The sequence below is a fragment of the Tsukamurella sp. II2bb genome (assembly GCF_057815145.1).
Genome location: NZ_JBYPZI010000006.1, coordinates 100,590 through 116,097 on the forward strand (window position 1 = coordinate 100,590; position 15,508 = coordinate 116,097).

Annotated in this window: 17 protein-coding genes; 6 read left to right on the forward strand and 11 right to left on the reverse strand. The window is 67.8% G+C overall.

Going from position 1 to position 15,508, the window contains the following annotated elements:
• Nucleotides 1-95: 95 nt before the first annotated feature.
• Complete coding sequence (locus tag AC21LY_RS14770; protein WP_489047266.1) at nucleotides 96-701, reverse strand: flavodoxin family protein; 606 nt, start codon at nucleotides 699-701, stop codon at nucleotides 96-98.
• A gap of 335 nt (nucleotides 702-1,036) precedes the next feature.
• On the opposite strand from AC21LY_RS14770, the gene gad reads away from it, so the two are divergent.
• Nucleotides 1,037-2,440 carry a glutamate decarboxylase gene (gene gad, locus AC21LY_RS14775; RefSeq protein WP_489047267.1) on the forward strand — a complete coding sequence of 468 codons (1,404 nt, stop codon included), beginning with the start codon at nucleotides 1,037-1,039 and terminating at the stop codon, nucleotides 2,438-2,440.
• 6 nt (nucleotides 2,441-2,446) lie between these two features.
• On the forward strand, nucleotides 2,447-3,124 hold the full coding sequence (locus AC21LY_RS14780; RefSeq protein WP_489047268.1) for a hypothetical protein: 678 nt from the start codon (nucleotides 2,447-2,449) through the stop codon (nucleotides 3,122-3,124).
• A 31-nt stretch (nucleotides 3,125-3,155) separates the two neighbouring features.
• Here the strand turns inward: AC21LY_RS14780 and AC21LY_RS14785 are convergent, their stop codons facing one another.
• Nucleotides 3,156-3,617: a GNAT family N-acetyltransferase gene (locus tag AC21LY_RS14785; RefSeq protein ID WP_489047269.1), complete on the reverse strand. Its 462-nt coding sequence runs from the start codon at nucleotides 3,615-3,617 to the stop codon at nucleotides 3,156-3,158.
• Between the two features lie 197 nt (nucleotides 3,618-3,814).
• On the opposite strand from AC21LY_RS14785, the gene AC21LY_RS14790 reads away from it, so the two are divergent.
• Nucleotides 3,815-4,300, forward strand: coding sequence for a hypothetical protein (locus AC21LY_RS14790; RefSeq protein WP_489047270.1), 486 nt, complete (start codon nucleotides 3,815-3,817; stop codon nucleotides 4,298-4,300).
• 65 nt (nucleotides 4,301-4,365) lie between these two features.
• On the opposite strand, the gene AC21LY_RS14795 is transcribed toward AC21LY_RS14790, so the two are convergent.
• From AC21LY_RS14795 to AC21LY_RS14810, 4 genes are all read right to left on the reverse strand, one after another.
• Nucleotides 4,366-5,223, reverse strand: a complete 858-nt coding sequence (locus tag AC21LY_RS14795) for an aldo/keto reductase (protein ID WP_489047271.1) — start codon at nucleotides 5,221-5,223, stop codon at nucleotides 4,366-4,368.
• Nucleotides 5,220-5,654 carry a cupin domain-containing protein gene (locus tag AC21LY_RS14800; protein WP_489047273.1) on the reverse strand — a complete coding sequence of 145 codons (435 nt, stop codon included), beginning with the start codon at nucleotides 5,652-5,654 and terminating at the stop codon, nucleotides 5,220-5,222. Before AC21LY_RS14800 ends, AC21LY_RS14795 begins: the two co-directional genes overlap by 4 nt.
• Nucleotides 5,655-5,858: 204 nt before the next feature.
• Nucleotides 5,859-7,424, reverse strand: coding sequence for an acetolactate synthase large subunit (locus AC21LY_RS14805; RefSeq protein WP_489047274.1), 1,566 nt, complete (start codon nucleotides 7,422-7,424; stop codon nucleotides 5,859-5,861).
• A 321-nt stretch (nucleotides 7,425-7,745) separates the two neighbouring features.
• On the reverse strand, nucleotides 7,746-8,597 hold the full coding sequence (locus tag AC21LY_RS14810) for a MerR family transcriptional regulator (RefSeq protein ID WP_489047275.1): 852 nt from the start codon (nucleotides 8,595-8,597) through the stop codon (nucleotides 7,746-7,748).
• 229 nt (nucleotides 8,598-8,826) lie between these two features.
• On the opposite strand from AC21LY_RS14810, the gene AC21LY_RS14815 reads away from it, so the two are divergent.
• Entirely contained in the window at nucleotides 8,827-9,123 is a 297-nt protein-coding gene (locus AC21LY_RS14815) for a nuclear transport factor 2 family protein (protein WP_489047531.1), read from the forward strand.
• Nucleotides 9,120-9,959: an SDR family NAD(P)-dependent oxidoreductase gene (locus tag AC21LY_RS14820; protein WP_489047276.1), complete on the forward strand. Its 840-nt coding sequence runs from the start codon at nucleotides 9,120-9,122 to the stop codon at nucleotides 9,957-9,959. Before AC21LY_RS14815 ends, AC21LY_RS14820 begins: the two co-directional genes overlap by 4 nt.
• Nucleotides 9,960-10,106: 147 nt before the next feature.
• On the opposite strand, the gene nrdE is transcribed toward AC21LY_RS14820, so the two are convergent.
• From nrdE to AC21LY_RS14840, 4 genes are all read right to left on the reverse strand, one after another.
• Nucleotides 10,107-12,287, reverse strand: a complete 2,181-nt coding sequence (gene nrdE / locus AC21LY_RS14825) for a class 1b ribonucleoside-diphosphate reductase subunit alpha (RefSeq protein ID WP_489047277.1) — start codon at nucleotides 12,285-12,287, stop codon at nucleotides 10,107-10,109.
• Nucleotides 12,284-12,733, reverse strand: coding sequence for a class Ib ribonucleoside-diphosphate reductase assembly flavoprotein NrdI (gene nrdI, locus AC21LY_RS14830; protein WP_489047278.1), 450 nt, complete (start codon nucleotides 12,731-12,733; stop codon nucleotides 12,284-12,286). The genes nrdE and nrdI overlap by 4 nt, the downstream gene beginning before the upstream one ends.
• Nucleotides 12,734-12,735: 2 nt before the next feature.
• Nucleotides 12,736-12,984 (reverse strand): glutaredoxin-like protein NrdH, encoded by a 249-nt coding sequence (gene nrdH, locus AC21LY_RS14835; RefSeq protein ID WP_489047279.1) that lies wholly within the window; start codon nucleotides 12,982-12,984, stop codon nucleotides 12,736-12,738.
• A 384-nt stretch (nucleotides 12,985-13,368) separates the two neighbouring features.
• Complete coding sequence (locus AC21LY_RS14840) at nucleotides 13,369-13,902, reverse strand: NADPH-dependent FMN reductase (protein WP_489047280.1); 534 nt, start codon at nucleotides 13,900-13,902, stop codon at nucleotides 13,369-13,371.
• Nucleotides 13,903-14,022: 120 nt separating this feature from the next.
• On the opposite strand from AC21LY_RS14840, the gene AC21LY_RS14845 reads away from it, so the two are divergent.
• Entirely contained in the window at nucleotides 14,023-14,619 is a 597-nt protein-coding gene (locus AC21LY_RS14845) for a TetR/AcrR family transcriptional regulator (RefSeq protein WP_489047281.1), read from the forward strand.
• On the opposite strand, the gene AC21LY_RS14850 is transcribed toward AC21LY_RS14845, so the two are convergent.
• Nucleotides 14,602-15,495: an SDR family oxidoreductase gene (locus AC21LY_RS14850; protein WP_489047282.1), complete on the reverse strand. Its 894-nt coding sequence runs from the start codon at nucleotides 15,493-15,495 to the stop codon at nucleotides 14,602-14,604. The two genes, AC21LY_RS14845 and AC21LY_RS14850, sit on opposite strands and share 18 nt — an antisense overlap.
• Between the last annotated feature and the right edge of the window lie 13 nt (nucleotides 15,496-15,508).

The window sequence follows — 15,508 nt, forward strand, 5'->3', positions numbered from 1 at the left end:
GGGTCCCCTGTGGACCCTTTCTCCTCCCTTTTGGGGAAGCAAGTAAACTCCCTCGGGGCAGTGGCCCCGAGGCGGTTCGCGATCCGGGCAAGGTCTCAGCGGTACGGCGGGTACGGAGACCGGCCCAGGAGTTCGGCGAGGTGCGCAGCATTGCGCGCAGCGTTGGCGGTGGTCGTGGCGACCGCGTCCGGGACGCTCTCGAGGTCCTTGTAGTCGCGACCGCCCATCGCCTCGTCGTTCCAGTACGTCGCGCCCTGAGCGGGCACCGAGAATCCGATGTCGCCCAAGGCCCCGAAGACGTCCGCGATGATCTTGTGCGCGCCGTCCTCGTTGCCGACGACGGCGCACATCGCCACCTTGTCCAGCATGGACGGGCGCCCCATGTCGTCGGTCTGCGACAGTTCCGCGTCGAGCCGCTCGAGAACGCGCTGCGCGACACTGGACATGTGTCCGAGCCAGGTGGGTGTCGCGAGGACGACGATGTCGGCGGCACGGACCTGCTCGAGCACCTCCGGCCACTGGTCGCCGCCGCCCATGTCGCGCTCCACCCCGGGCTTGATGTCGTGATCCACCGCACGGACGACGGTGCCGGACACACCGTGCCCGCCGAGTTCCTCGAGCACCTGTCCGGCGAGGAGTTCGCTACTCGATCCCGAGGGCGAGGGCTTGAGCGTACAGATGATCGCAAGTGCTGAAGTCATGGAACGAGGTAACCGCTGCACGGTCCGTTCAAACACCGTCGCTGACACCTCCGTCCCGGTCAGACGAACATTGTCGAAGACGAGAACCGATCGTCCGGAAGAAGGGGCGATCTCCGCGGTCGGACACCGCGGGCGACCAGCGCGGCGCCGGCGGCGCGGGCGGCCACACCCCCTAGGCACCGTCGACCTGCACGAAGGCATCGACACCGCGTGACTGCTCACCCGTACCCGAGGCTCGGCGACTATGGTCGATTCGGGGCGGTTCGGCGGTGCGCGTGTACCGGCCGGGGGCCCGATTCCCACAGAGTCCGATCGAGCAAACGGAGGACCCGTTCATGAGCAAGCACATGCACCACCGGCACCGCGGCAACGAATCCGACGCACTGAGTCTGCGGTCAGTGTTCCTGGGCCCGGGCGAGGCCACCGAACTACCCAAATTCGAACTGCCGAAGAAGGCGCGGCTCGGTGAGATCGCGTACCAGTTGGTGCACGACGAGGCGATGCTCGACGGCAACGCCCGCCTGAACCTGGCGACGTTCGTGGGCACCTGGATGGACGACTACGCCGCCAAGCTGTACTCCGAGACGTTCGACAAGAACATGATCGACAAGGACGAGTACCCGCAGACCGCCGCGATCGAGGAGCGCTGCTGGCGGATCCTGGCGAGCCTGTGGAACAACCCGGACCCGGGCAACACCATCGGCACCTCGACCATCGGCTCGTCGGAGGCGTGCATGCTGGGTGGGCTCGCGCTCAAGCGCCGCTGGCAGGCCAAGCGCAAGGCCGCGGGCAAGTCCACCGAGAACCCGAACATCGTGCTCAGCACCGCCGTGCAGGTGTGTTGGGAGAAGTTCTGCAACTACTTCGAGGTGGAGCCGCGGTGGATCCCGGTCTCCCCCGAGCACATGGTGCTGGACGGCCACGACCTGGACAAGTACGTCGACGAGAACACCATCGGCGTCGTCGCGATCATGGGTGTGACCTACCACGGCCTGTACGAGCCGGTGACGCAGATCGCGGCCGCGCTCGACGAGATCGAGGCCACGACCGGCCTGGACGTCGAGATCCACATCGACGGCGCCTCGGGCGCCATGATCGCCCCGTTCTGTCAGCCCGATCTGGAATGGGACTTCCGGGTGCCGCGGGTCGCGTCGATCAGCACCTCCGGACACAAGTACGGCCTGGTGTACCCCGGTGTCGGCTGGATCGTATGGCGCGACAACGACGCTCTGCCCGAGTCCCTGGTCTTCCACTGCAGCTACCTCGGCGGCGACATGCCGACACTGGCGCTGAACTTCTCCCGGCCCGGAGCCCAGGTACTGCTGCAGTACTACGTCTTCCTGCGGCTCGGCTTCGAGGGCTTCCGGCAGGTGCAGCAGGGCTGCATCGACGTGGCCACCTATCTCTCCTCGGAGATCGCCAAGATCGGCCCGTTCGAGCTGATCAGCGACGGTTCCGACATACCGGTGTTCGCGTGGCGGCTCCGCGACGACGCGAGCCCGAACTGGGATCTCTACGACCTGTCCGACCGGCTCCGCCTGAGCGGCTGGCTGGTGCCGGCCTACCCGATGCCCGAGGGCATGGAGGATATGACGGTGCAGCGGATCGTGGTGCGCAACGGGCTCAGCCACGACCTCGCGGTGTCGCTGCTCAGTGACATCCGCAAGGAGGTGGAGTTCCTCGAGGGGCTGGACAGTCCCATGCCGAGCGCATCGCAGCACCCGATCTTCCACCACTGACCCGCCGTGACAGGGGAAACCTTCATCGGAACGAGGCTGGTGCTCCGCCCCACAACAGTGCATCAGTGCTGGGCCTTCATCGTCGGCTCCACCCTGTTCGCGCTGGGCGCCGCACCCCGATTCGCAGCGCTGGTCGGGGCGTCGAACGCGAACCTGATGTTCTTCGTGGGGTCGTGGTTCTTCACCGCAGCCGGGCTGATGCAGCTGGCGCTGGCCGGGCCGCGGGTGTCCGGGGGAACCGAGGCCGACGGTGCCGTGCACGGCATCCGGGCGGACTGGCTCGCCGCAGCCACTCAGTCGTTCGGCACGGTGCTGTTCAACATCAGCACGGGCGCGGCGGTGGACCTGCACACTCCGGGCGAGGAGCGGGATCTCGTGTGGAGCCCGAACGCCGCGGGCTCGGTGGCCTTCCTGGTCAGCGGGGTGGTCGCGATCGTCGCCTACGGGCACACGGCGGGGTGGTGGCGCCCGCGATCGCTGCAGTGGTGGTCGGTGACGATCAACCTCGCCGGTTCCGTGCTGTTCGGCGTGTCGGCGGTGGGCGCGTACGTACTACCGTCGGGCCTGACGGAGGACATCGTCCTCACCAACCTGGGCACCTGCCTCGGCGCGGTGTGCTTCCTCCTCTGCTCGGCGATCGTGCTACCGGGCGCGGTGCGGAAGCAGCGCGTGGCCCCGGCATGAGCAGCGACGGGGTGGACGCCGGTTCTCGGGGTCAGTCGAGTTCGCGGATGTAGCACAGCATCCGGTAGTCGGTGCCCGGCTCGATGTTGACGAATCCGTGCCGCTCGTAGAACCGCCGGGCATCGACATCCACCTCGTCGACGTTGATGTGCATCTCACCACCGCCCCGGGCGCGCACTTCATCGACCGCGCGGCCGAGCAGCCGGGTGCCGATCCCGCCCGCCCGGAGGCGCGGTACGACGTAGAGCTCGTCGAGGACTGCGAGCGGGCCGTCGCAGTAGACGGTCGGCCGCAGGGTGACGACCGCGTAGCCGTCCGGCCCCGTCGGATCTCCGGCGAACAGCACGAAGGCGGCCGGGTCCGCCATCAGTCGCCGGAACCGCGGCTCGAGCACCTCCGCCGGTGGTGTCGGCGACTCGAACTCGACCGCGAAGTCCACCTGCAGTCGCGCGGCCGTCGCAGCGTGTTCGGGGCCCACCACCGTGATCGTCATGTCGCACCTCGTGATCGCTCGGTTCTCCGGGCCCGCACCTGCTTCGCGAGCCCGGCGCCGCCCGGAGAGGTTCCACGCTATCCGGGCGGTGCGACCGCGCGCGACCGAATTTCGGCGCGGCGGCGAATCGGACCGGCTGGTCGTGCGGCAGTCCCGCACGGCGTGCCGATCCTGGTGAGCCGTGATACTACGGCGATATGAACTTCTGGGATCGTCAACAGTTCGCGGTCTACCTCCGGACGCATCTGCTCGGTGCCTCGTTCGGGATTCGTCTGGCGGAGCTCATCGCCGCAGATCCCTGGACCGATGGGCAGCTGAACTCCCTCCCTGCCGAACTAGCCGAGGAGATCGACTTCGTGCAGCGGTGGACGCGATCGCTCAGCTCGGTGCCGGAGGTGTGGTTGCGCCCGGCGTTGGTTCTGACCGCGACCGTGAGGTCCGTTCTTGCCCCCGTTCGTCCGATCGACGGCCAGTTGCGGAGGATGGCGGCGTTGGAAGCGATGCGGTCGCTTCTGCTGGCGAAGAAGGCCATGTGGGAACTGGGTCTGGCACTCAGCCCTGCAGCTCTGAGTGTCGATCGCGACGCCGTGGAGCGCTACGACGAGCAGGCGCTCAGACAGGCCGAGCAGGTGCAGGAACTTCACCAGCGGGCGGCGGCGGAGCTTGCCTCGACCGCTCACTAGCCGTACCGGCCAGGGAGGTTGTTTCTCGGTTCGCGGCCCACCGTACGCGGCGGCCGCTGCTGTGCCTACTTACCACTGAATACGGGGAACGCCCGGTATTCGCCGTAGTCGACCTCGGTGCGTGCCTGTAGGGCGGCCATGTCCTCGTCGGAGAGGACGAAGTCGAGTTCGGCGTTACTGCGCATGTGCTCGGGATTCGCGGTCTTCGGCAGCGAGACGGCGCCCAGCTGCACTGTGTAGCGGATGCACAGCTGGGGCACGCTCACGCCGTAGCGCTCTGCCATGGCGGCGATCTCGGGGTCGGCGAGGATCGCGCCGTGCGCGATAGGTGAGTACGCCTCCACGAGAATCTCGTTGCTCCGGCAGTAATCGAGGAGCTCCGCCGGGGTGTTCCCGATGTGCACGAGAAGTTGATTGACCTGGGGCGCGACGGTCGCGGTGGCCAGGAGGGCGTCCACGTCGGCCTGCTGGAAGTTCGAGACGCCGATCGACCGGATCTTGCCCACCCTGTGGGCCTCCTCCAGCGCCCGCCACGCGTTGCGGTTGCCCTCGGTGTAGTCGCCGCCGCGGAAGTCGTCCCACGGCTGCGGGCTGTGGATCAGCATGAGGTCGACGTGATCGAGACCGAGCCTGGTCAGCGAGCCGTCGATCGCGGCGACAGCACCGGCGTAGTCCTTGATCTCGGCGGCGAGCTTGGTGGAGACGAACAGCTCGTCGCGGGCGACGCCGCTCGTGCGCACCCCCTCGCCGACGCCGACCTCGTTGCCGTACGCCTGGGCGGTGTCGATATTGCGGTACCCGATCTCCACCGCCGCGCGCACCGCGGCGGCCGCCTTGTCGTCGTCGATGAACCAGGTGCCCAGCCCCAGCGCTGGGATCTCGACACCGCCGGGCAGGGTATAGGTCTCGTGCAGAATCGTCATGCCTTCTCTCCGTTCGTCGGCAGTGCGGCGTACGCCTCGTCGGCGACCGGCTCGAGCCATTCGTTACTGACTCCGTCGCCGGGCGTGATGAAGGCGACGTGAGAGAACCACGACTCGGCCTTCGCGCCGTGCCAGTGCTTCGTGCCGGCGGGGACGCGGATCACTGTTCCCGGCTCCATGCTCACCGGCGCCTCGTTCTCTGCCTGGTACCAGCCGCTACCCGCAGTGCACATCAGGATCTGGTCACCGCCTCCACCGGTGCCGTGGTGAATGTGCCAGTTGTTGCGGCAGCCCGGTTCGAAGGAGACGTTGCTGACCGGGACGCTGCCCGAGGCCAGCGGGGCGAGATAGCTCTGCCCTACGAAGTACTGCGCGAAGGCGTCGTTGGGCTCACCGAGCGGGAAGATCTGCTCGAAATCGTTGTGTGCCACGGTTGCTCCTCATTCTCGACGGAATCGGCTCACGGATTCGACACTACCGGCGCTGTTGGACGGAAGGGATGCCCTGCGCGTACACCTCACGACGGGGACCGCTTCCGGCCGGACGGGCCGGTCTCCTGCATGGTGGTCGTGGAGCCCCTGCTCGGCCGTCCGGGCTCCGTCCCGAGCCCGACGGTGCCGGAATTCCGGCTCGGCTCAGGCCGGGCCCGGCAGCGTCACGCTGATCAGGTGCGGGCCCGGCGCGGCCTGCGCCGCCCGGATCTGTTCGGCGAGCTCGCCCGTGGTCGCCGCGCGCGAGGCGGGCACGCCGAAGCCCTCGGCGATCGCGGTGAAGTCCATCGCCGGGTCGGACAGGTCCAGCAGTGCCCGAGCGATCCCGGTCGAGGAGGCGGCCCCCACCCGCTCCAGCTCGCGGCCGAGCACGGCGTACGACCGGTTGTCCAGCAGCAGTACCGTCACGTCGAGGCGCTCGCGGGCCATCGTCCACAGCGCGGAGATGGTGTACGCCGCACTGCCGTCGGCTTGCAGCGCGAACACGGGCCGGTCGGGTGCGGCCACCGCCGCCCCGACGGCCAGCGGCAGCCCCTGCCCGATCGCGCCGCCGGTCAACCGCATCACGTCGTGCCGTGCGGCGCCCGCGAGTTGCTCCGGCAGGAGGAAGCCGCTCGAGTTCGCCTCGTCGGAGATGATCGCGCCGGACGGCAGCTCCGCGGCGAGCACGGCGCCCCAGTTCCGCACGGTGAGCGGCTCGTCCGGCACTGTCGGCAGTGCGGGCGATGCCGGGGTCACCGTCGGCGCGTCCAGCCGATCGGCGACGGCGACCAGCGCGGCGCCGGCTCCGCGGTGCCCGCTCGCGGTGACGACGTCCGTCCCCGGCGCCACCAGGTCGCTCGGCAGTCCGGGATAGGCGAAGAACGCGACAGGGTGCGCCGCGCCGCACAGCACCAGCCGCCGGGCGCCCGCGAGCTGGGCCACGGCGTGCTCGGCCGGATACGCGAGCCGCTCGAAGTTCGGCACGCCGCGCCCCGACGCGATGTGCGCGGGGAACGTCTCGATGATCACGCGCGCACCGGTCGTCGCCGCGATCCGGGCGGCGGCGTGCAGACCGGGTTCGGTGAGCGCGTCCCCGCCCAGCAGCAGGACGGTGGCGGGCCCGTCGTCGGTGAGGAGCGCGGCGAGGCCTTCGATGTCGGGCGCGTCATCCTGGCCCGACGGTGCCGGCACCGTCGCCGTCTTCGAGGCCTCCGCCGGGGCGTCCCACGAGACGTCCGCGGCGAGGATCAGGGTCGCGATCGCGCGGCGGGAGTCGGCGACGGCGGCACGGGTGTCGGCGCGCAGCGAGGCGTGCCCCGGCCGGTACATCGGCCCCTCCAACCAGCCGGCCACCGCGTCGATGTCGGACTGGAGCGGCGCGTCGAGACCCTGATGGCGGATGGCGTGGTCGCCCACGATGTTGAGCACGCCGCTGTGCGCGCGCCGGGCGTTGTGGAAGTTGGCGAGGCCGTTGGCCAGTCCCGGCCCGAGGTGCAGCAGCGTGGCCGCCGGCCGCCCCGTGACGCGGAAGTAGCCGTCGGCCGCGCCCGAGGCGACGCCCTCGAACAGGCAGAGAATCGAGCGCATCGCGGGGCGGTCGTCGAGCGCGGCCACGAAGTGGATCTCCGAGGTGCCGGGGTTGGTGAAGCAGACCTCGATCCCCGCGTCCAGCAGCTCGTCGACCAGCAGGTGCGCGCCTGTCCGCTCGCCCCGTACCGCCTCCGCCATGTGCGCCGCCTCCTCGCGCGGGCATCCGCCGATCCGCCCGCTAGTCACGTGTCATTCGGTTCGAATGATGCATCGGTGCCTCGGACAGTACCTCCGCGCCTCCCGATGGTCAGCGAACCCGCTCGATCCCGGCGATCCTGTTGGTCAGCCGCTGCTCGTATCGGGCCGTCCCTGCACACGAGGTGGAAGCTCTCCCCTGGCCGATGCCGACGACGCAGCGGGCTCGGGAATGTCCGAGCTCTGCCATCGGCTCCTGGGCCTGAACGTTGCAGACCTGAGCAAGGAGCAACCTGGCCGTATGCATGGTGCTACTCGCGCTCGTCAGTATTCCCGTTCGAAGGGGCGCACGGGTGGGTTGGTGCTGAAGATCGGCCAGCAGATCTCCGTGGCGGTGAATGTCATCGGGGAACGGAGCGAGGCGCCGAGGTAGTGCTCCCGAATCGGCCCCTGGCCGGTTATCAGGTGCTCGTTCGCGAACACACCCAGGGCCGCGTAACTGCGGTCGATGTCCTTCTCGTGGCCGCCGGGGTGAGTGAGCACGGCGTACTCGGCGGCGGGCAGAACCTCGGCACGCAAGCCCTCCGGTGGGCCTGCGAGGAAGCGCGGTGCGGGAACGAACAGGGTCGCCTCGCCCCGTGATTCGAGGAACAGTGCCCGGTCGTAGAGACCGCCCGGCACGAACACCGACGATTCGCACGTGGTCGTGGCGAGTGCGCGGCGCAATGTCGCCAATGTCGCGGCGAACCAGTCGTCTATCTCAGCAACCTCGACGGTGGCGCTGACCGACCACACAGCGAGCGCAGGTTCGCGGCGCAACTCCACATCGGGAGGGGTGCGCACGGGCGAGAGCAGTTCGCGCAGGGCACCCACGGTGTCGAGCGTCTGCTGCAGTTTCTCCTCCATCTGTGCGAGGTGAGTCGTGATGATCTCGGCTCGGGTCGCGGCGTCGTCCGTACTCAGTAACGCCTTGATGTCGGGAATGGAGAAGCCCAGTGAGCGGAATCGGCGGATGATGTGGGCGTGGTCGACTTGGCTGGTGTCGTAGAAGCGGTACCCCGTGTGAGAGTCGATATCGGCCGGCTCGAGTATGCCGATCTCGTGGTAGTGGCGTAGCGCCTTACGGCTCAGGCTCGTCATCACCGCGAAGTCACCGATCGAGACCCGTGCACCCATGACGTCCTCCTCTGCGATCTGCTCGTCGCGTAACAGGTGCGGCTATCGTGCAGCCTCCCCTAGGGGGAAGGTCGACACCGTGACCGGCACGGGAGAACGCGGACCCGACAGTCGGGCGCGGCCACGGGTACATCCGGCCCGGGGTTGACCTTCCCCTTAAGGGAAGCTCGACAGTCGAGTCATGACTACCACAGACTGGGATGCTCTCCCCGAACCCGTGAAGACCTTCATGACGGCTCTCAGCACACCGGATGACGGACGAGCTGTCGCCATGTTCACCGCCGATGGCCATGTCACCGACGACGGCCGCGACTATCGGGGCCATGACGAGATCGGGGCCTGGCTGACCTCCTCAGCCGGCGAATACACGTACACCTCCGAGTTCACCGGCGCGACAACGACAGTCCCTGGCGTCGTCGACGTCGGGCAGCACCTGGAGGGTGACTTCCCCGGCGGCGAGGTCGACCTGCACTACCGCTTCACTTTGGACGGTGCGCTGATCAGCCGGCTGGTGATCGAGCCATGAGCAGGCGTTGGTTCATCACCGGCGGCACGCCCGGCGGCTTCGGTGTGGCGTTCGCCGAGGCAGCGCTGGAGTCCGGCGACCGTGTCACTGTCACCACCCGCCGCCCGCAGGAACTCGCGGCCTGGGCCGAGCAGTACGACGAGCGAGTTCTGATCGTACCTCTCGAACTCACCGACGCTGCGCAGGTGCAGCGTGCGGTGCGCGCGGCCGAGGAGCACTTCGGCGGCATCGACGTGCTGGTCAACAATGCTGGTCGCGGTTGGTACGGATCGATCGAGGCGATGGACGAGTCCACGGTGCGGGCGATGTTCGAACTCAACTTCTTCGCCGTGCTGTCCGTGACGCGGGCCGTGTTGCCGGGAATGCGCGCCCGCGGCAACGGGTGGATCGTCAACGTCTCCTCGGTGGCCGGGCTGGCATCAGCGCCCGGATTCGGTTACTACAGCGCGACGAAGTTCGCCATCGAAGCCGTCACGGACGCGCTGTACGACGAGGTCGCTCCGCACGGCATTTCGGTGTTGACCGTCGAGCCGGGGGCGTTTCGCACCAACGCCTACTCAGGCTTCACCGACGAACCGGTCAAGGAGCGAATTCCAGACTACCACGACGTGCTCGAGCAGGTCCGCGCCGCCTTCATCGGGATGGACGGTGTGCAACCTGGCGACCCGCATCGCGGTGCCCGTGCGGTTGTCGCGGCGATGGCCCAGAACCCGCCGCCCCGCCGATTGGTCCTGGGCAACAGCGGCTACGACGCCGTGATCGACGCGCTGGAGAACAAGGTGACCGCGATCCGGGCCAACGAAGCCCTCTCCCGCAGCGCCGACTTCCCCACCTAAGTGCCGTACGCCAGGACACCCGACCCGCCCGCCGATCTCATTGCACCAGACGCAAGCGACCGGCTGGTCGGGTGCGGTGCCTGCACACGGAGTGGATCAAACACGCTGGCCAGAGGACTTTCCCCTGGCCAGCGAGTTAGAACAGCATCACAGCATGCAGCTGACGCAACCCTCCACCTCAGTGCCCTCGAGGGCCATCTGCCGCAGGCGGATGTAGTAGAGGGTCTTGATCCCCTTGCGCCAGGCGTAGATCTGGGCGCGGTTCACGTCGCGGGTGGTGGCGGTGTCCTTGAAGAACAACGTCAGCGACAGGCCCTGGTCCACGTGCTGGGTGGCGGCGGCGTAGGTGTCGATGATCTTCTCGTAGCCGATCTCGTACGCGTCCTGGTAGTACTCCAGGTTGTCGTTGTCCATGTACGGCGCCGGGTAGTACACGCGGCCGATCTTGCCCTCCTTGCGGATCTCGACCTTCGCCGCGACGGGGTGGATCGAACTCGTGGAGTGGTTGATGTAGCTGATCGAGCCGGTGGGCGGCACCGCCTGCAGGTTCTGGTTGTACAGGCCGTACTGCTGCACGTCGGCCTTGAGCGCGCGCCAGTCGTCCTGCGTGGGGATGTGGATCTCCGAGTCCGCGAAGAGCTGGGCGACCTTGGCGGTGGCCGGCTTCCACTCCTGCTCGGTGTACTTGTCGAAGAACTCGCCGCTCGCGTACTTGCTCTCGGCGAAACCGCCGAAGGACTGGCCGCGTTCCCGCGCAATCCGATTCGACGCGCGGATCGCGTGGAAGAGCACCGTGTAGAAGTAGATGTTCGTGAAGTCCACGCCCTCGTCGGAACCGTAGAAGACCCGCTCGCGCGCCAGGTAACCGTGCAGGTTCATCTGCCCGAGGCCGATGGCGTGGGAGAGGTTGTTGCCCTTCTCGATCGACGGCACCGAGCTGATGTCCGTCTGATCGGACACCGCCGTGAGGCCCCGGATCGCGGTCTCGATCGTGGCGCCGAAGTCGGGGCTGTCCATGGTCTTCGCGATGTTCAGCGAGCCCAGGTTGCAGGAGATGTCCTTGCCGATCTCGGCGTAGGACAGGTCGTCGTTGTAGTACGACGGTGTCGACACCTGCAGGATCTCGCTGCACAGGTTGGAGTGGGTGATCTTGCCCGCGATCGGGTTCGCCCGGTTCACGGTGTCCTCGTACATGATGTACGGGTAGCCCGACTCGAACTGCAGCTCGGCGAGGGTCTGGAAGAACTCGCGCGCGTTGATCTTGGTCTTGCGGATCCGCGCGTCGTCGACCATCTCGTGGTACTTCTCGGTCACGTTGACGTCCGCGAAGGGCAGGCCGTACACGCGCTCCACGTCGTACGGGGAGAACAGGTACATGTCCTCGTTCCGCTTCGCGAGCTCGAAGGTGATGTCCGGGATCACCACGCCCAGCGACAGGGTCTTGATGCGGATCTTCTCGTCCGCGTTCTCGCGCTTGGTGTCGAGGAAGCGGTAGATGTCCGGATGGTGCGCGTGCAGGTACACCGCGCCGGCGCCCTGGCGCGCACCGAGCTGGTTGGCGTAGCTGAACGAGTCCTCGAGCAGCTTCATGATCGGGATGACGCCGGAACTCTGGTTCTCGATCTTCTTGATCGGCGCGCCGTGCTCGCGGATGTTCGACAGCAGCAGAGCCACGCCGCCGCCGCGCTTGGACAGCTGCAGCGCCGAGTTGATCGACCGCCCGATCGATTCCATGTTGTCTTCGATGCGCAGCAGGAAGCACGAGACCGGCTCGCCGCGCTGCTTCTTGCCCGAGTTGAGGAACGTCGGCGTGGCCGGCTGGAACCGGCCGGCGATGATCTCGTCCACGAGCGAGACGGCGAGCTTCTCGTCACCGTCGGCCAGCGTCAGCGCGACCATGCAGACCCGGTCCTCGAAGCGCTCCAGGTAGCGCTTGCCGTCGAAGGTCTTGAGCGTGTAGCTGGTGTAGTACTTGAACGCACCCAGGAAGGTGGGGAACCGGAACTTCTTGGCGTACGCCGCGTCGAAGAGGCTCTTGACGAACTCCCGGCTGTACTTCTCGAGTACCTCGGGCTCGTAGTAGTTCTCCTCGAGGAGGTAGTCGAGCTTCTCGTCCAGGTTGTGGAAGAAGACGGTGTTCTGGTTCACGTGCTGCAGGAAGTACTGCCGCGCCGCCTCCCGGTCCTTCTCGAACTGGATGCGCCCGTCCTTGTCGTACAGATTCAGCATCGCGTTCAGGGCATGGAAGTCCAGCTCACTGTGGCCGGGGCCGCCGTGGACGCCGGACTGGCTTGCCGAGGGGACGAGGTCTTCCTGGGTGGCGGTCATGCGTGCGCGCTTTCCTTCAGATCGTTGCGGGAGAAGAATTCGGTGAGCCCGGTACGGACTCGCTCCACGTCCTCGGTGGTGCCCATCAGCTCGAAGCGGTACAGGTACGGGACCCGGCATTTGCGGGAGATCACGTCCCCCGCGTAGCAGAACTCTTCGCCGAAGTTGGTGTTCCCTGCGGCGATCACGCCGCGGATCAGGGAGCGGTTGTGCTGGTCGTTGAGGAACCGGATCACCTGCTTGGGGACGTATCCCCCGCCGGAGACCGCGGTGGCCTGCTTCCCCCCGCCGTACGTGGGGGTGATCAGGACGAAGGGTTCGTCGATCGTGAGCGGTTCCTCGACCCTCGTGACCGGGATGCGCGCGGCGCGCAGGCCCAGCTTCTCAACGAATCGGTGCGTGTTCTCCGACACCGACGAGAAGTAGACGACGAGGGGCGAGGGCATCGCTACGCCGTAGCGGCGACCGCGACGAGCGCCTTGACCCGGTCCGGGCGGAAGCCGGACCAGTGCGCATCGCCGGCGACGACGACAGGCGCCTGAAGGTAACCGAGCGCCATCACGTAGTCACGGGCATCCGAGTCCTCGGTGATGTCCACCACGCGGTAGTCCAGGCCGGCCTTGTCGAGCGCCTTGTAGGTGGCGTTGCACTGCACGCACGCGGGCTTGGTGTAGACGGTGATCTCGACCTGGCTCATGGACGGCTCCCCTTCGCTGGACGGTCCCGGGACTGCTCGGAACCCGATTATCGACCTACGGACTGACAAGTTTTTTCGGGACGTTTACCTGCGTGAACTCGGGCGACCCGCGGCACCGTCAACGACGGTCTGATGCCTCCCGGACCGCCTCTCGGTCCGTCCGCTCTCGCAGTGCACAGAACACTACACCTAGTGGTGCCCACGGGGAAGCGACACAACCACTTGCGAACAACATTCGTGGAATTACCAGGTCGCAAGACGGTCCGTAGGGCGTTTTTCATCGTGAATCCCCAGGACACGCCGAGGATCGGCGACACGCCGGGCCGGGGCTCGCGACACCGTCGGGAAGCCGTCCCGGCACCGTCGGAGCCCCGGCCGGGCGACCTACCGCACGGGGGCGACGAGGCGCTCGAGGAGGTCCTCCGCGCGCTGCGCGACGGCGTCGTGCTCGCGGACCGGCTTCCCCTCGAGGCCTGCGATCGGGAACTCCTCGACGAGCCCCTCGGGCACCTCGCCGCCGGCGATGGTCACAGCCCGCTCGGCATCGGCCAGAGTGGTGTCCAGACGGTGCCCCACACCAGCCAGGGCGACCCGCTTGCCCGAGAGCACGCTCGCACCGTAGGGACGCGAGCCCCAGTCGATGACGTTCTTGAGCACGGCGCTGACGGTGCCGTTGTTCGGCGGGGCGAGAAGCAGCAGCGCGTCGGCGTCCCGGATGCGGTCACGGAGCGCGACGGCGGCCGCAGGCGCCGAATCACCGTCGATGTCCTCGTTGTAGAAGGGGACATCGGCGATGCCCTCGGCGATCTCGACCCGCACGCCCTCGGGGGCGTTCGCGGCGGCGACCTCGGCCAGCTCGCGGTTGAGCGAACCGCTGCGCAGCGAACCAACGACGGCGAGCACGGTGATCTCGGACATGTTCCTCACTTCTTCCTCGCGACCCGTCCGGGCCGCGTCCGCTCACGTTAACGGACTTCGGTCCGTATTTCTTCCCCAGGATCATGGTGACTCGAAAACCCGCACGGTAGGCTCACTCCGATGACCGGACCACTCCTGCCCCTCGCGCAACCGCAGAACGAACCGCGCCGCGACGCGGCGCGCAACCGCGAGCTGCTCATCGAGGCCGCGCAGCGCCTGTTCGCCGAGCGCGGGGTCGACGCGGTGAGCATGGACGCGGTCGCCCAGGCCGCCGGCGTGGGCAAGGGCACCGTCTTCCGCCGCTTCGGCTCGCGCGCCGGACTGCTGCAGACCCTCCTCGATCACGACGAGACCGAGCTGCAGCACCGCTTCATGTTCGGCCCGCCCCCGCTGGGTCCGGGCGGCGACCCCGTGCACCGCCTGACCGAGTACGGCAAGGCCCGGATGCAGCTCATCGCGCGCCACGGGGACCTGCTGCGCGGCGCAGAGCAGGCCGCCCGCGACCCGTACGACGCCCCGCCGTGGCGGGTCTCGTCGATGACGGTGCGCGCGATGCTGGTCGAGGCGGGCCGCTCCGCCCACGCCGACGTCTGGGCCGCGGCGCTGATGGCCACGCTGAGCCCCGCGTGGGTGCTCCACCAACTGTCCTCCGGCGTCTCACAGGACGAACTCGAGGACGTGTGGGCGGAGCACGTGCGCCTACTGACCTCGCTCTGAGATCTTCGCCAGGTACGCGAACCGGTCGTTCGCCACGCGCATCGCGATCTCATAGGGCAGCGCGAACTTCCGCTTCCAGAAGTAGCCGAACCGCGTATCGAACGAGGTGTACACGAGGAACCGGTTGCGCAGCACCCCGTCGACGATCGCCTGCGCCGCCTTCTCGGCCGTGACCTTCGGGAAGGCGTCGATGCCCTTGTTCACCTTGGGGTTCGACCGGTCGACCCCGTTGATCTCCACGGTCTTCACCAGACCGGTCTCCACGGCACCCGGCACGACGACGGAGACCCCGATCCCGTGCCGGCGCAGGTCGTAGCGGAGCACCTCGGAGACGCCGACCAGGCCGAACTTGGCCGCGGAGTACGCGGCGTGCCACGGCAGAGCGATCAGGCCCGCCGTGGACGAGACGTTGACCAGCTGGCCGCCTCGGCCGGCGGCGATCATCGGCGGAACGAAGGTCTCGATCACGTGGATCGGTCCCATGAGGTTCACGTCCACGGTCTTGCGCCACTGCTCGTGCGTGAGGTTCTCGACGGTGCCCCAGACGGCGATACCCGCGACGTTCATCACGACGTCCAGGGAGCCGGTAGCGGCGTGGACCTCGTCCGCGAAGGCCCGCACCGCGTCGTAGTCGGAGACGTCGAACGCCCTGGACGCGATGACTTTCGCGCCCAGGGCGGTGACGTGGCGGGTGACGGCGTCGAGCTGCTCGGCGTTGATATCGGTCAACACCAGCTCGGCACCGTGCGCCGCGAGAAGATTCGCGGTAGCGCGGCCGATCCCGCTGGCCGCACCGGTGACGAGGACCTTCTTCCCCTTCAGGTCCTTGATCGGCGGAGCCATGTGGACGAGCCGGACGATATTGCGGAGTGCCATATCAGCCAGCTTG

Excerpts from the sequence above, each read along its gene's own strand:
- AC21LY_RS14845 (WP_489047281.1), top strand. The coding sequence starts at position 14,023 with ATGACCGGACCACTCCTGCCCCTCGCGCAACCGCAGAACGAACCGCGC.
- AC21LY_RS14840 (WP_489047280.1), bottom strand. The coding sequence starts at position 13,902 with ATGTCCGAGATCACCGTGCTCGCCGTCGTTGGTTCGCTGCGCAGCGGT.
- AC21LY_RS14795 (WP_489047271.1), bottom strand. The coding sequence starts at position 5,223 with ATGACGATTCTGCACGAGACCTATACCCTGCCCGGCGGTGTCGAGATC.
- gad (WP_489047267.1), top strand. The coding sequence starts at position 1,037 with ATGAGCAAGCACATGCACCACCGGCACCGCGGCAACGAATCCGACGCA.
- nrdI (WP_489047278.1), bottom strand. The coding sequence starts at position 12,733 with ATGCCCTCGCCCCTCGTCGTCTACTTCTCGTCGGTGTCGGAGAACACG.
- AC21LY_RS14850 (WP_489047282.1), bottom strand. The coding sequence starts at position 15,495 with ATGGCACTCCGCAATATCGTCCGGCTCGTCCACATGGCTCCGCCGATC.
- AC21LY_RS14820 (WP_489047276.1), top strand. The coding sequence starts at position 9,120 with ATGAGCAGGCGTTGGTTCATCACCGGCGGCACGCCCGGCGGCTTCGGT.
- AC21LY_RS14815 (WP_489047531.1), top strand. The coding sequence starts at position 8,827 with ATGACGGCTCTCAGCACACCGGATGACGGACGAGCTGTCGCCATGTTC.
- AC21LY_RS14810 (WP_489047275.1), bottom strand. The coding sequence starts at position 8,597 with ATGGGTGCACGGGTCTCGATCGGTGACTTCGCGGTGATGACGAGCCTG.
- AC21LY_RS14785 (WP_489047269.1), bottom strand. The coding sequence starts at position 3,617 with ATGACGATCACGGTGGTGGGCCCCGAACACGCTGCGACGGCCGCGCGA.
- nrdE (WP_489047277.1), bottom strand. The coding sequence starts at position 12,287 with ATGACCGCCACCCAGGAAGACCTCGTCCCCTCGGCAAGCCAGTCCGGC.
- AC21LY_RS14805 (WP_489047274.1), bottom strand. The coding sequence starts at position 7,424 with ATGGCGGAGGCGGTACGGGGCGAGCGGACAGGCGCGCACCTGCTGGTC.
- nrdH (WP_489047279.1), bottom strand. The coding sequence starts at position 12,984 with ATGAGCCAGGTCGAGATCACCGTCTACACCAAGCCCGCGTGCGTGCAG.
- AC21LY_RS14790 (WP_489047270.1), top strand. The coding sequence starts at position 3,815 with ATGAACTTCTGGGATCGTCAACAGTTCGCGGTCTACCTCCGGACGCAT.
- AC21LY_RS14770 (WP_489047266.1), bottom strand. The coding sequence starts at position 701 with ATGACTTCAGCACTTGCGATCATCTGTACGCTCAAGCCCTCGCCCTCG.